The 15,021-nt window shown below is 33.9% G+C and carries 13 protein-coding genes; 6 read left to right on the top strand and 7 right to left on the bottom strand.

Annotated elements, in window-relative coordinates:
* Positions 1 to 25: 25 nt before the first annotated feature.
* On the top strand, positions 26 to 547 hold the full coding sequence (locus ASE21_RS20740) for a hypothetical protein (protein WP_057124605.1): 522 nt from the start codon (positions 26 to 28) through the stop codon (positions 545 to 547).
* Positions 548 to 613: 66 nt separating this feature from the next.
* On the opposite strand, the gene ASE21_RS20745 is transcribed toward ASE21_RS20740, so the two are convergent.
* Both ASE21_RS20745 and ASE21_RS20750 read right to left on the bottom strand, forming a co-directional pair.
* A complete protein-coding gene (locus tag ASE21_RS20745) occupies positions 614 to 1,582 on the bottom strand; it encodes a TerC family protein (protein WP_057124606.1) in 969 nt (322 codons plus the stop codon).
* Positions 1,583 to 1,802: 220 nt separating this feature from the next.
* Positions 1,803 to 2,819 carry a glutamine synthetase beta-grasp domain-containing protein gene (locus ASE21_RS20750; RefSeq protein WP_057124607.1) on the bottom strand — a complete coding sequence of 339 codons (1,017 nt, stop codon included), beginning with the start codon at positions 2,817 to 2,819 and terminating at the stop codon, positions 1,803 to 1,805.
* 428 nt (positions 2,820 to 3,247) lie between these two features.
* Between ASE21_RS20750 and ASE21_RS20755 the strand changes: the two genes are divergently transcribed.
* The 3 genes from ASE21_RS20755 (at position 3,248) to ASE21_RS20765 (ending at position 7,227) form a co-directional block, all read left to right on the top strand.
* Complete coding sequence (locus ASE21_RS20755) at positions 3,248 to 5,437, top strand: glutamine synthetase III (RefSeq protein WP_057124608.1); 2,190 nt, start codon at positions 3,248 to 3,250, stop codon at positions 5,435 to 5,437.
* Positions 5,438 to 5,600: 163 nt separating this feature from the next.
* Positions 5,601 to 6,779: an AIR synthase related protein gene (locus tag ASE21_RS20760; RefSeq protein WP_057124609.1), complete on the top strand. Its 1,179-nt coding sequence runs from the start codon at positions 5,601 to 5,603 to the stop codon at positions 6,777 to 6,779.
* A gap of 91 nt (positions 6,780 to 6,870) precedes the next feature.
* Positions 6,871 to 7,227: a hypothetical protein gene (locus tag ASE21_RS20765; protein ID WP_057124610.1), complete on the top strand. Its 357-nt coding sequence runs from the start codon at positions 6,871 to 6,873 to the stop codon at positions 7,225 to 7,227.
* A 362-nt stretch (positions 7,228 to 7,589) separates the two neighbouring features.
* Here ASE21_RS20765 and ASE21_RS20770 read toward each other — a convergent pair whose 3' ends face one another.
* Positions 7,590 to 8,213, bottom strand: a complete 624-nt coding sequence (locus ASE21_RS20770) for a M949_RS01915 family surface polysaccharide biosynthesis protein (RefSeq protein WP_057124611.1) — start codon at positions 8,211 to 8,213, stop codon at positions 7,590 to 7,592.
* 117 nt (positions 8,214 to 8,330) lie between these two features.
* Here ASE21_RS20770 and ASE21_RS20775 point away from each other — a divergent pair, with 117 nt between their 5' ends.
* Complete coding sequence (locus ASE21_RS20775) at positions 8,331 to 10,661, top strand: GH92 family glycosyl hydrolase (protein WP_057124612.1); 2,331 nt, start codon at positions 8,331 to 8,333, stop codon at positions 10,659 to 10,661.
* A gap of 277 nt (positions 10,662 to 10,938) precedes the next feature.
* Positions 10,939 to 11,382, top strand: a complete 444-nt coding sequence (locus ASE21_RS20780; RefSeq protein WP_057124613.1) for a hypothetical protein — start codon at positions 10,939 to 10,941, stop codon at positions 11,380 to 11,382.
* A gap of 94 nt (positions 11,383 to 11,476) precedes the next feature.
* On the opposite strand, the gene ASE21_RS20785 is transcribed toward ASE21_RS20780, so the two are convergent.
* The 4 genes from ASE21_RS20785 to ASE21_RS22420 form a co-directional block, all read right to left on the bottom strand.
* Positions 11,477 to 13,333: a PDZ domain-containing protein gene (locus ASE21_RS20785; protein WP_057124614.1), complete on the bottom strand. Its 1,857-nt coding sequence runs from the start codon at positions 13,331 to 13,333 to the stop codon at positions 11,477 to 11,479.
* 100 nt (positions 13,334 to 13,433) lie between these two features.
* Entirely contained in the window at positions 13,434 to 13,712 is a 279-nt protein-coding gene (locus tag ASE21_RS20790) for a DUF2805 domain-containing protein (RefSeq protein WP_057124615.1), read from the bottom strand.
* A gap of 121 nt (positions 13,713 to 13,833) precedes the next feature.
* A complete protein-coding gene (locus ASE21_RS20795) occupies positions 13,834 to 14,661 on the bottom strand; it encodes a sterol desaturase family protein (RefSeq protein ID WP_057124652.1) in 828 nt (275 codons plus the stop codon).
* A 117-nt stretch (positions 14,662 to 14,778) separates the two neighbouring features.
* Positions 14,779 to 15,021: a GlsB/YeaQ/YmgE family stress response membrane protein gene (locus ASE21_RS22420; RefSeq protein ID WP_057124653.1), complete on the bottom strand. Its 243-nt coding sequence runs from the start codon at positions 15,019 to 15,021 to the stop codon at positions 14,779 to 14,781.

Here is a 15,021-nt window from a genome sequence, read left to right on the forward strand (position 1 = left end):
TTATAAACTTATAAAAATATATATTATGAAAAAGATACTTACGTTATTCGCAGTTGTTGGATTATTCGCGTTTACAGGCTGTGAAGGGCCGGAAGGGCCTCCGGGACAAGATGGTCAAAAAGGTGATCCTGGTTATATTAATGAAATATTTGAAGTAACATTAAGTTTTACTAATTCCAACAATTATGGAATGACTTATGAACTTGATCCAGTAATATCTAAAACCGATAATGTTTTAGTATATGAATTAGTTAATACTAATGATAATATTGATACTTGGGCACTTTTGCCTCAAGTATATTATTTTAATAATGGGACTGCACAATATAATTTTAGTTTTTCATTTGATCAATTTTCAATTTTTATTGATTCAAATTTGGCGTTAAATACTTTACCAGTTAGTTTTACTACTAATAAAACTTTTAGAGTTGTTATTATTCCTGGGGCAGTATATAATAAATCAGTTAATAAGGTAGATTATTCTGATTACAATGCTGTAATTAAAAAGTATAACATTGATGACAGTAATGTTAAGAAATTAAATTAATTCAAGAATTAAAATAAAAAAAGGAAATCGAAAGATTTCCTTTTTTTATTTATATGTATTTTTGAATTATTCCAAATCAGAATCAGTAAGTTCTTTTTCTTTTCCAAACTTAAGAGAAACTAAAATTCCGACTAAAAGAGAAAGTGCTATGAATCCTAAAGATGCCCATTCAGGAATGTGAATCCATTCGTGAAGCAGCATTTTTAATCCGACGAAAGCTAAAATCGCCACTAAGCTGTATTCTAAATAACTGAATTTTGCCAGCATATTTGCAAGGAAGAAATACATGGAACGTAAGCCAAGAATCGCAAAAATATTAGAACTGAATACTAAAAACGGATCTGATGTAATGGCAAGAATGGCAGGAACACTATCTACAGCAAATAAAACGTCCATTACTTCAATTACGATCAAAGCAACAAAAAGTGGAGTAGCTGCTTTTTTTCCTTTTTCTGTAAAAATAAAAAATTTCTCATTCTCCATCTGAGATGTAATCGGAATAACTTTTCCTAATGTTTTATATACAAAAGAATCTTTTGGATTAAAATCTTCATCTTCTCCTGAAAATAACATTTTTATAGCGGTAAATAACAAGAATGCGCCAAAAACATAAGTCGTCCAGGTAAATTTGTTGATTAGCATTACTCCAAAGAAAATCATTAATCCGCGGAAAATGACTGCTCCCAGAATTCCCCAGAATAAAACACGATGCTGGTATTTTTGAGGTATTTTGAATGAAGCAAAAATAATCGCGATTACAAATATGTTATCAACGCTTAAAGATAATTCGATTAAATAACCCGTAATAAACTTCATCGCAGCAACTGCGGGTTTTAACTTGTCAGGATTTGCAATATAGTCTGTTGTGTAAAGCCAATAAATTACTCCCGAAAACAAAAAAGAAAGTGTTACCCAAATGAGTGTCCATTTGCTGGCTTCTTTAGTGCTGATAATGTGAGGTGTTTTGTTAAAAACTCCTAAATCTAAAGCAAGAATAAAAATTACGGCCAATAAAAAGAGAATCCAGACTATCATGATATATGTATTTTTAATGATTTACAAAGATAAGTTTTGAAGTTTAAATTAAAAATTAATTATAAGAAATGTACTTTTAAAATTAAACTGATCTGCTGCGGGTGAAAATGTGAAATTGAGCTGCTTGTAAAAACTTATTGTTCCCGGAATCATGAGATGAGTTATAAAAAAAGTGCCGGTAATTAAACCGGCACTTTTAAAATATATTATAAGCTTAGAATTAGATCGCTGATTTAACAGTTTTGATAATTCTTGCAGCAATTTTGTATGGATCTCCGTTTGAAGCTGGTCTTCTGTCTTCCAGCCATCCTTTCCATCCTTTTTGAACAGTCATCAAAGGAATTCTGATAGAACATCCTCTGTCTGAAACTCCATAAGAGAAATCGTGGATAGAAGCAGTTTCATGTTTACCAGTTAAACGCTGGTCGTTGTAAGCTCCGTAAACCGCGATGTGCTCAGCAGTAACAGGACGGAAAGCTTCACAAATTCTTTCGTAAGTTGCCTGATCTCCACATGTTCTTAATACAGTGTTAGAGAAGTTAGCATGCATTCCGGAACCATTCCAGTCTGTATCTCCAAGAGGTTTTGGGTGATATTCAATATAGTAACCATATTTCTCAGTCAAACGGTCTAATAAGTAACGGGCAACCCAGATTTCATCTCCGGCTTTTTTAGCTCCTTTAGCGAATAATTGGAATTCCCATTGTCCGCAGGCAACCTCCTGGTTAATACCTTCAAAGTTGATTCCTGCAGCGATACATAAATCAGCGTGTTCTTCTACTAATTTTCTTCCGTGAGTGTTTTTTCCACCTACAGAGCAGTAGTACATCCCTTGTGGAGCAGGGTATCCTCCAACAGGGAAACCAAGTGGAAGTTGTGTTTTAGTATCCATAATGAAATACTCTTGTTCGAATCCAAACCAAAAATCGTCATCTTCATCATCAATTGTAGCTCTACCGTTAGAAGGGTGTGGTGTTCCGTCAGCATACATAACTTCAGACATTACTAACCATCCGTTGATACGTGTTGGATCTGGATAAATTGCAACAGGAACTAAAAGACAGTCAGAAGAACCACCTTCAGCTTGTTTTGTTGACGAACCATCAAATGACCAATTTCCAAGTTCTTCTAATGTTCCTTTGAAATTTTCGTGCTCTTCAACTTTAGTTTTACTTCTTAGATTTTGAGTTGGTTCGTATCCATCTAACCAAATGTACTCTAACTTAATTTTAGCCATAATAATATAAATTTATTTTTTTTGTTTTTTCGCTGGGTCAAATATAGATTTATTTTTTTAGTCCTAAAAATTAGGGGGCTATTTTGTTTATCGAAGTATAATTTTTTTGAGAAGCGCAATTTTGACAGGGGTATATTCTAAAAAAAGCAATTTTAAATACTTAAAAAAAATAAATTCGTAAAAATAAGGGTAAGTTTTTGAATTTTAAGGTTAAGGAATTATGAAAAAATGTTTATTTAATGAATAATACTGAGGTTTTTTGTTATATTTCTTTACAACGCAATGACTATTCTTTAAAAAAGGCTTTATATGTTGAAAATTTCGCTTATAAAATTCTCTCTTATAAGTTTAAAAAAGGGGCTTTTATTGTTTATATTTGTTCCTCATTTTTTTAATGAAAATTTTTACGAATTTTTAAAATTACATACATGTCAACATTACGTTTCCAAGCTTTAAAAGAAGCTTCTACAAGAAAGCCGGTACACTTTGAAGAAATTGATAAGAAATCAAATCTTTTTGGATCAAATGTGTTTAATGAAAAAGCAATGAAGCAGTTTTTAACTTCGGATGCTTTAAAAGGAGTGAGAGATGCCATACAACACGGAACGAAAATAGAAAGAAAACTGGCAGATTACATTGCCATGGGAATGAAAGAATGGGCATTGTCAAAAGGCGTAACACATTATACACACTGGTTTCAGCCTTTAACCGGAACTACTGCAGAAAAACATGATGCTTTTTTTGAAACCTCGTATGACGGAAGCGATCCTGTAGAGAAATTTGGCGGAGCACAATTAGTGCAGCAGGAGCCGGATGCCTCAAGTTTTCCAAATGGCGGAATCAGAAATACTTTTGAAGCCAGAGGTTATACAGCCTGGGATCCAACTTCGCCAGCCTTTATATATGGTACAACTTTATGTATTCCGACAGTATTCATTGCTTACACGGGAGAAGCTTTAGATAATAAAATACCTTTATTAAGAGCCTTGTCGGCAATTGATGAAGCGGCTACGGAAGTGTGTAAATACTTTGACAAAAACGTAAAAAAAGTAACAGCAACTTTAGGATGGGAGCAGGAATATTTTCTTATTGATAAAGCTTTGGCAAATTCACGCCCGGATTTAATGATGACTGGAAGAACTTTATTAGGACATACGTCTGCAAAAGGACAGCAGTTAGACGATCATTATTTCGGATCAATCCCAACCCGCGCCCTTACTTATATGAGAGATTTGGAACAGGAATGTATGTTGTTGGGAATTCCGGTAAAAACACGTCATAACGAAGTAGCACCAAATCAGTTTGAGTTGGCACCTATTTTTGAAGAAACCAATTTGGCAGTTGACCACAACTCTTTATTAATGGATGTGATGCAGAGAGTCGCAGAACGTCATGACTTTAAAGTATTATTTCACGAAAAACCTTTTAAAGGAGTAAACGGTTCCGGAAAACACAATAACTGGTCATTAGCAACAGATACCGGAGTTAATTTATTGAGTCCGAGCAAAACTCCAATGAGCAACTTACAGTTTTTGACTTTCTTTATAAATACTATTAAAGCGGTAAACGATAACGAAACTTTATTAAGAGCTTCTATCGCAACAGCCAGTAACGATCACAGGTTAGGGGCAAACGAGGCACCGCCGGCCATTATGTCGGTTTTTATTGGAGCACAGCTTACAAAAGTTTTATCTGAGTTAGAAAGTGTTACAACAGGAAAACTTTCTCCGGAAGAAAAAACAGATCTTAAATTAAACGTTGTTGGTAAAATTCCAGATGTATTATTAGACAATACAGACCGTAACAGAACTTCGCCTTTTGCCTTTACAGGAAATAAATTTGAGTTTAGAGCCGTTGGATCCAATTCAAATTGTTCCAATGCAATGACAACTTTAAACGCTATTGTGGCAAAACAATTAAAAGATTTTAAGAATGAAGTCGAAAACCTGATCGAGTCAAAAGACATGAAAAAGGACGATGCTATTTTTAATGTTTTAAGAGAATACATCAAACAATCTAAAAAAATCCTTTTTGAAGGCGACGGTTACAGCGAAGCCTGGGAAAAAGAAGCAGCAAAAAGAGGTTTAAGTAATTTTAAAACAACTCCGGAAGCTATTAAAGCTAAAGTTTCAAAACAAGCATTGGATTTATTTGCTGAATTAGGAATCTTTAATCATGTAGAAGCCGAAGCGCGTTACGAAATCGAATTGGAAGAATACACTAAAAAAATCCAGATTGAAGGAAGAGTTTTAGGAGATATTTCGAGAAATCACGTAATTCCAACCGCAATTCGTTATCAAAATACATTGATTGAAAATGTAAAAGGATTAAAAGAAATTTTTGGAAAAGAATTTGAAACAATTGCCAGAGAACAAATTGTCCTTATTAAAGAAATATCAGGCCATATTGAAGGGATCAATTCTAAAGTTTTGGCCATGACCAATGAAAGGAAAAAAGCAAACCAGTTGACCGATGCCCAAAAAATGGCCGAAGCCTATTGCAATAAAGTAAAACCATATTTTGAAGATATTCGAAATCACTGCGATAAACTGGAACTTTTGGTTGATGATGAAAGCTGGACTTTAACAAAATACAGAGAGTTATTGTTTACTAAATAATTTTATTTAGCCACGAATTACACGAATTAATTTCAAAAATCATCCATAATGGATGATTTTTGTTTTGTATGAATAAAAATTAGTGAAAATTAGTGTAATTCGTGGCAAACTTTTTTTAAAAAAAGGGATTATCTTTGCACCACATCAACACAAACTAATTTTCATGAGTTCAGATTCTAGCAAAAGATATGCACAAAGAGGTGTTTCGGCATCAAAGGAAGACGTACATAACGCTATAAAAAATATTGACAAAGGATTATTTCCACAGGCATTCTGCAAAATTGTTCCGGATTATTTAACACAGGACAACGACCATTGCTTAATCATGCATGCAGACGGAGCAGGTACAAAATCGTCTTTGGCTTACATGTACTGGAAAGAAACCGGAGATCTTTCTGTGTGGAAAGGAATTGCTCAGGATGCTTTAATCATGAATATTGACGATTTGCTATGTGTTGGCGCAACAGATAATATTTTGCTTTCTTCAACCATTGGAAGAAATAAAAATTTAATTCCGGCTGAAGTTATTTCGGCAATTATCAACGGAACAGAAGAATTAATCAACGAATTAAAATCTTTTGGCGTTACGATTCATTCAACCGGAGGAGAAACTGCAGACGTTGGAGATGTTGTTCGTACAATTATTGTTGATTCTACCGTAACGGCCAGAATGAAACGAAGTGATGTTGTAGATAATGCCAATATTAAAGCAGGAGACGTAATTGTTGGTTTAGCTTCTTTCGGTCAGGCTTCTTATGAAAAAGGGTATAACGGAGGAATGGGAAGCAACGGATTAACTTCTGCTCGTCATGACGTTTTTGGCAAATATTTAGCAAAAAAATATCCGGAAAGTTACGACGCTGCTGTTCCGGAAGAATTAATTTATTCAGGTCAGGTAAATTTAACGGATGAAGTTGAAAACAGTCCGATTAACGCGGGTCAGTTAGTACTTTCACCAACCAGAACTTATGCGCCAATTATCAAGAAAATTTTAGATAAATACACTCCAAAAGATATTCACGGAATGGTGCATTGCAGTGGTGGTGCGCAGACTAAAATTTTACATTTTGTTCAAAATTTGCATATCATAAAAGACAATTTATTTCCGGTTCCGCCATTGTTTAAATTGATTCAGGAACAATCAAAAACCGACTGGAAAGAAATGTATCAGGTTTTCAACTGCGGCCATCGTATGGAAATTTACGTTCCTGAAAACATTGCACAAGACATTATAGAAATTTCAAAATCTTTTAATGTCGATGCACAAATCGTTGGTAGAGTAGAAGCTTCAGATTCTAAAAAGCTGACAATTATAAGCGAATACGGAACATTCGAATATTAATTTTTTTCTGTAGAGATGCACAGCAGTGTATCTTTCGTAATGTTAGACGCACTGTTGTGCATCTCTACAATTAATCATAAACACCAATATTATGTACGAATTGCTTTTTTGGAGATATTTAGACGAAATTTACCTCAATAATCAAGAAGTTTATGAAGCTCTTCTTGAAAAAGAAGAAGTGGAAGGTCTGGCTGTTCTTCAAATTGAAGTAATTATAAACAGAATCAATTCAGTCTTTTCAGAATGGGAAAGAGTGGATGAAAACAGCTGGAAAAATCCAAAAGGAAAAGGCGCATTTCAGGTAGTTACAACTCCACAAAGCGTAAAAATTGACTGCTACGGAACAGAAGGAAAAACCATGAACAAATTAGTTGATATCATGGAAGAATTCAAATGTCCGCTTTACGATCCGCAGGTTCCGGAGCGTTATGACGAAATGAGTGAATAAGGTTTTTTGTTTCATGTTTGAAGTTTCAAGTTTGGCGAAATGAGAATCTAATTTTAATTCTGTTTAACCAAAAAGCGTGAGCGAAAAGAGCGATCGGCTCAATGAATATTGTAGGGCCGGATTTTAATCCGGTTTTTTTATATAAAATTCCCAAATAAAAAAGAGCCAGCGGCTCGACTCATTTTTTCAGTTTTATATGATCCGTTGCTACAATATTGTCCATTCCTACGGAACCCCTTAATTGTTGCGTTTTTCGTTTTACAACGTATTAATCCCGAAGTGTCGGGACATTGCTGCAATATTATCCGTTCCTATGGAACTTTCAATTGGAATTTGGAATTAAAAAAATTTGGAATTTAATCTTATCCATCTTTCAAAAGCAAATTTTGTTCTTTTCTGATTTTTGCAGTCAATTGATCGATATAAGTTTTTATTTTTTGAGGAAGTGAATTCCAGTTTTGATCTTTTTTAAAACTTCTGCAGTCATCCAAATCACATTCTACAGCTCGAATAACATATTTTTTATTGTTGTAAATTGTAATAATTTTTACGCGTTTAATTTCATCATCTTCAGTTCTTGTACCGTAAACAATAATTGGCTCGATATAACCATCGCCATCAAGATCTTTTGTACTGCAGTATTTTGTCCAAAACCAAATATTCGTTTCTTTCGGAACAGAATCTTCTAACAGGTCATTAATTTTCCATTTTTCGAGAAAACCGCCGTGATCATTCCTACCGCAAATCGCCTGAATTTTAGTATTCAGCGTGTCTTTTTTAGAAATAACTTTTTGATTTTCTGTTAAAATTAAATCATAAACTCCGCCTTTGTCTTTATATTCAAATGCTTTGTAAATTGGGAAATCTGCCAGCTTATCTAGTTCTCTTTGAACGATTTGTTCTTTGTCTAATTTGTAGCTTTCAGTTTTTTGAGAAAAGGCAGATAAAGAATATATAAGGAATAGGAGAGTAGTTATTTTTTTCATTCGGCAGTAATTTTAGTATTTCAAAGATATTCAAATGGTATTTAGTTTAAAATTAAAATTTTTTAAAACTATATTTTATCGTAATTTTCTGAACTAAACTATTACTCAAAATACCGGATGAATATTTTACAAAAACCTGCTTTTATTATTTGTTTTGGAGTTTTAATGCTAGCTTTTACAGCAAATACAAATGCTCAGAAAAAAGAAAATAACCTCAAAAATTTAGTCCAATATGTTGACCCAATGATTGGTACCGCAAAAATGGGACATACCTATCCCGGCGCAACAGTTCCTTTTGGAAGCGTACAATTAAGTCCTGAAACGGATACAATTGCCTACAGTTTAAACGGAAAATATAACGGTGAAGTTTATAAATACTGCGCCGGATATCAGTATGAAGACAAAACGATTGTAGGTTTCAGCCACACACATTTCAGCGGAACAGGACATTCTGATTTGGGAGATTTCCTCATTATGCCCACAACCGGAAAATTGCAGTTGAATCCCGGAGTGGCTTCAAAACCTTTATCAGGATATCGATCTGCATTTTCGCATTCAACAGAAAAGGCAGAACCTGCGTATTACAGCGTTCTTCTTGAAGATCATAATATTAAAGCCGAATTGACCGCAACAACAAGAGTGGGAATGCATCAGTATACTTTTCCAAAATCAGATGAAGCGCATATCATTCTCGACTTAACTTCAGGCATTTATAATTATGATAAAAAGAATGTCTGGACTTTTGTGCGTGTAGAAAATGATACGTTAATTACAGGTTATCGCCAGACAAACGGCTGGGCGAGAACCAGAACGGTTTATTTTGCCATGTCTTTTAGTAAACCAATTAAAAGCTACGGACAGGCAGCACAGGAAAAAAGTGTATACAGAGGTTTTTGGGGAAGATTCGATCAGACCAAAAATTTTCCTGAAATGGCAGGACAAAACTTAAAATTGTTTTTTGATTTTGACACAAATGAAGGCGAAAAAATCAAAATAAAAATGGCTTTGTCGCCTGTAAGTTCTGCAGGGGCATTAGAAAATATGAAAAAAGAAATTCCGGATTGGGATTTTGAACGTGTTAAAAAGCAGAGCCAGGAAATATGGAATAAGGAGCTGAGTAAAATTCAGGTTGAAACTATTCAAAAAGAAGATTTGATCAACTTTTACACCGCAATGTATCATGCCTTTTTAGGTCCGACCGAGTATATGGATCTGGACGGAAATTATAAAGGCCTGGATATGAATGTTCACAAAGCCAGTAATTTTACTAATTATACCAGTTATTCTTTATGGGATACTTACAGAGCTTTGCATCCGTTATTTAATATAGTGCAGCCAAAACGAAACTCAGATATGATTAATTCGATGCTGGCACATTCAGATCAAAGTGTGCATAAAATGCTGCCTATCTGGTCGCATTATGCCAACGAAAACTGGTGTATGATTGGTTATCATTCCGTTTCGGTGATTGCCGATGCGATTGTAAAGGGAAATATAAATTTTGATGCTGAAAAAGCGCTTCAGGCTTGTGTTAATACGGCTAAAGTTGCATACTTCGACGGACTGGAATATTATATGAAAAAAGGATATGTTCCCGAAGATAAAAATGGTTCATCGGTTTCTAAAACTTTAGAATATGCTTATGATGACTGGGCAATTGCGCAGGCTGCGAAAAAATTGGGCAAAACAGAAATTTATAATGAATTTATCGAAAGATCAAAGAATTATAAAAATGTTTACGACGATAAAACAGGATTTATGCGTCCGAAATTAAACGACGGAACTTTCAAAAAAGAATTTGATCCGCTTGACACACACGGACAAGGATTTATCGAAGGAAACTCGTGGAACTATAGTTTGTACGTTCCGCAGTATCCGGCTGAAATGATTAAAATGATGGGCGGAAATGAGAAATTTAAAATTCGTTTAGATTCGTTATTCAACATGCACTTGCCGGATAAATACTTTGAAAATACGGAAGATATTACAAGAGACGGAATCATTGGGAATTACGTTCACGGAAATGAGCCTTCACATCATGTTGTTTATTTGTACAACTGGACAGATTCGCCTTGGAAATCACAAGATAAAATAAGAATGATTCTTAAAAAGATGTACCGGAATGGTGCTGATGGCTTAGGAGGGAACGATGATTTCGGACAAATGAGTGCGTGGTATATTTTCAGCAGTTTAGGATTTTATCCTGTTGCGCCGGGGTCTGACGAATATGCTTTGGGAAGTCCATTGGTTAAAAAAGCAATTTTTAATTTAGAAAACGGAAAAACTTTTGAAGTAGAAACTGTTAATCAATCGGATAAAAATGTGTTTGTGAGTAAAGTACTGTTGAACGGTAAGCCATTAGACAGACAGTTTTTAAAACATGCCGATATTATAAATGGAGGAAAAATTACTTTTTATATGAGTGCGAAACCGAATAAAAAGTTATAAGTTATAAGTGCAGGCAGGCATTGTCACCCTGAGCGAAGCCGAAGGGCTGTTAGATGTAAAGGGCTTCGGGTTCGTTCAGCCTGACAACAAAAATTCAGGAAAATTTGTGTAATTCGTGGCAAAAAAACAAATAGAATGGAGCTTCGACTTCGCTCAGCCTGACACAAAGGATAACTCCTGATAAAGGAACAAAATTAAATTGTGGAAAATTTGTGCAATTCGTGGCAAAACAATTAAAAACTTCACGAAATTTGCACTTCAAATAAAGAAACGAAATATGAAAATAAACTTAAAATCAGGAATTGATAAACTGCTTTTCGGAATGAAGCAGAACGATGTTACAGCTGTTTTTGGAAAACCTGATAAAAACTATAAAGACGAAGATGACAATGTGATCTTTGTTTATAATAAACACAAAATCAGACTTACATTTTATGAAGAAGAAGATTTAAAACTAGGCTATCTTGTCGCTTCAAGTACTGATTTAGAAGTTTTTGGATTTAAAATAATCGGACGAAATATTGCTGATGTTAAAAAAGATTTTGCTGCAAAAGGTATTACAAAATACAATCAGGAAACTTTTGATACTTTCGAAAACTATTTCAACGAAGACAATTGGTTTATACTACAAACAGAATTTGATGAAGTGGTGAAATTCGAAATTGGTGCCATTATCAATAACAAAGACGAATTTGACTGGAAATTTCCGGTAAAAAAATAAGCATTAATTGCAGTAAAAGTCATCTAAAACTTTTTAGAGCATAAAAAACCGACAATCAATTGTCGGTTTTTTTTATTAATTATGATTTAAAAGATTACCCTTTCAACCACGCATTTTTAAGCTTTTCTTTTGAAGCGTCAGTAGCTTTAAAAGTTTCAGTTTCTTCAAATGGTAATTTTACAGTTCCTTTAATAGTTTCTTCTTTACCGCCGCGTTTTACTTTTAGCGTAATTGGATCATTTTCTTTCCAGTTTTCACTTTCACCAATAAGTTCATAAATGTTGTCTAAAGAATAAGCTTTGTTATTTACTGCTAAAATAATATCGCCGCCTTTTAAGTTTAAGTTTTTGAAGAAATCATTTGGTTCAACATCGGGACGAACTGCAATTTCTTTTGTCTGCTTATCAATTTTGATATAAGGCGTTTGTCCTTTTAAGAAAACAGCTCCGGTTTTTTTCTCCATTGCTTTTGTTACACCAACTTTAGCTAGATAAAAATCGTAAGGAATTGGAGTTGTTCCGGCTACATATTTGTTTAAGAAATCTCCAACTTCAGGATAAGTCAATTGAGTAATTTTAGCAAACAATTCATTATCGTTGAATGGTTTTTCAACACCATATTCAGTTGATAATTTGTGCATTAAATCAAGAATTCCTCTTTCTCCGTTGCTTTTTTCTCTAATGATAATATCAATACACATTCCTATCAAGGCCCCTTTTTGGTATACATTTAAGTATTGATCTTTATAAGGCTGCTCTAATACATTTTTACTCATTACTGTAAACGACATTGTATCGTCAAGTTTTTTAGACTGCTCAATTTTTTCAGCAATACGAGTATAGAATTCACTTTCATCAATTAAACCTTGGTTAATTTGAAAAAGATTAGCAAAATATTCTGTTACCCCTTCATACATCCATAAATGCTCAGACATTAACGGTGCATTATAGTCAAAATACTGGATTTCTTTGGAGTGAATTGTCAATGGAGTTACAATGTGGAAGAACTCATGAGAAACAACATCTTTCATTGATTCTACCAGTCTTTCTTTTGGCATAGATTCCGGAAGAACAACTGTAGTAGCCGTTGGGTGTTCTAAAGCTCCAAATCCATGCGCATCGTCTTTTGCCATACTGGACAAATACAATAGAACAGTATATTTTTTATTAGAATTTACTTTTCCTAAAAAGTTTTTCTGAGCCGTCATCATTGTTTTCATTTCCGGCGTAATACTTTCTGCAGTAAATTTTCCTGTTGGAGAATAAACAGCAATTAAAATATCCATTCCGTTAACGTTAAACGTTGTATAATCCGGTTTAGAATACATAATTGGATTTTCAACCAAAACAGCATAACGCGGTGTAGTAAAAACATCGCTTGTTTTGCTTGCATCTTCATCAGTCATTGAAGTTGCTCCCCAAAGTGTTTCAGGATGTGTAATGGTAACTTTGTATGGAATTTCTAATTTGTCCTGAAAATACCCGACAAAGCCATGTGTGTTTACCATGAAATTTTCTCCTGCTTTGATATTTGTACCTGCTGGCGAGAAAACATCATCATTACCAAATCCGGTTCCTTTTTCAGTGTCAAAAGTATCATTAACTAAATAAGTAATTTTTTTTAACGCTTTAGCATTAGAAATCGACCATGAATTATCCCCAAGTCTTTTTACAGTTAAAGCATTTCCTTTAGCATCATAAGCTTTAAAATCTTCTGAATATTTTCCGTAGTTATCAGTAGAATAAGTTCCCGGAACTGTTTTTGGAATGCTGTAGATGACTTCATCTGTTTTAATTGCAGGAGGCGTTACAGTAACCAAAACTTTATCGTCTTTTACATCAACGAGATTAATGTTTACGTCTACGACTTTTTTTTCAGAAACTGAAGTACTACCTGTTTTACAGCTCCAAAATGTTACCGCAAGAGCCAAGGTGTAAAGTATTTTTTTCATTTGTTTATGTTTAGTTATATGTATTTGACTTAAAAATAACAAAAAAGTTACAATATTTTAAAAATATAAAAAAAACTCCTGAAAATCAGGAGTCTCAATCTTAGTCTAGTTTATTTTTTATATAGTATTTTCCGTCAAGGTCTTCATCAAAATCATCAATTTTAATTGGTTTCGGTTTCGGTTTATTTGCGACAGCCTTCTTTTTCCACATCTCAAATTTTTCAAGAGGCATTTTCTTTTTCATGATTTCAAGAACTTCTTTTTCTGCCAACCCAAATTCTTTTTTTATGATTTCAAATGGATTTCTTTCTTCTAAGGCTAACGAAACAAGTCTTTCCGTTTGTTCCCAATTCAATTCTTTGCGGTTACTCTTTTTCATCTCGTGAAAATTAATTCAAAATAGAGGGTTAATGATTAATAGATTGATTTTCATTTTATATATCAATATTAATAAAAAAAAGAATTAGTTGTTTCGCCCAAGTATATTTTTTTTATTGATTTTAACTGTTTTTTGCTGATCTTGATTTTTGAAACGGAATTTGCAGCAAATTTTTTAATTTATTGTTTTCCGCGGGCTGCATATGGGTATCTACACCATAAATCAGCTCTTCTTTTGGAAGCGAAGTGAAAGTACCAAAAAGCCTGTCCCAAACAGAAAAAATATTACCATAATTACTGTCAGTATATGGTAAAACATAATGATGGTGTACTTTATGCATATTTGGAGAAACGATAAAATAACTGAGGAACAAATCCAGCTTTTTGGGCAGCGAGATATTGGCATGATTAAACTGCGAGAATATAACAGATAATGACTGGTAGAGAAAAACCATCCACATTGGGCTTCCTACAATCCATACACCAAGTGTTGTAAACACAAACCGAATTACGCTTTCGCCCGGATGATGCCTGTTTGCAGTTGTGGTGTCAATCCAGGTATCAGTGTGGTGAATAATATGAAAACGCCACAAGAACTTAATTTTATGTTCTGCAAAATGCACCAGATAAGCGCCAATGAGGTCTAATAAAAGTAATCCGATTATAGTATAAAGCCAAATTGGAATTTTAGGCATCCATTGTAAAATACCAAAATTATTTTCGGTTGTCCAGGCAGCCGTTTTTATTAATATAAAAGCCAGAATAAAGTTGACAATAATGGTGGTAATGGTAAAGAAGATATTTATTCCGGCATGATGCCATTTTCTATACTGCATTTGAAACAGCGGAAATGTATTTTCTATAATCCAAAAAAGTGTTATTCCGCCAACCAGAATCAAACTCCGGTGGGAAGACGGAATAGTGCTGAAATAAGAAATAATTTCGTTCATGGTCAATTCGATTTGAGTTGAATAAAATATTTTTTGATTTTTTCCTAAAGAAAAAGAGAAAACCAAATATAAATATATCTGATTTTCTCTTTAGATTTTTAAATTGGTTAAATATTTTTATGCCTTCTTAATCAGGCTTATAAGAAATAATAAAATCCATCCGCCTCCAACGGAAATTAAAATCTGCCATAAAAGCGCGCCGCTGCCAATACCCAGTCTGACAGCCATCCATCCTCCAAAGATACTGCCAAGAATTCCGACGATCATGTTACCAATTAACCCAAAGCCGGAATCTTTCCAAATTTCACCGGCTAACCATCCACAAACGGCTCCTGTTAGCAGGATGTATATTAAGGTTAT

This window comes from Flavobacterium sp. Root901, from assembly GCF_001429765.1.
In the GTDB taxonomy this organism is placed as follows: Bacteria; Bacteroidota; Bacteroidia; order Flavobacteriales; family Flavobacteriaceae; genus Flavobacterium.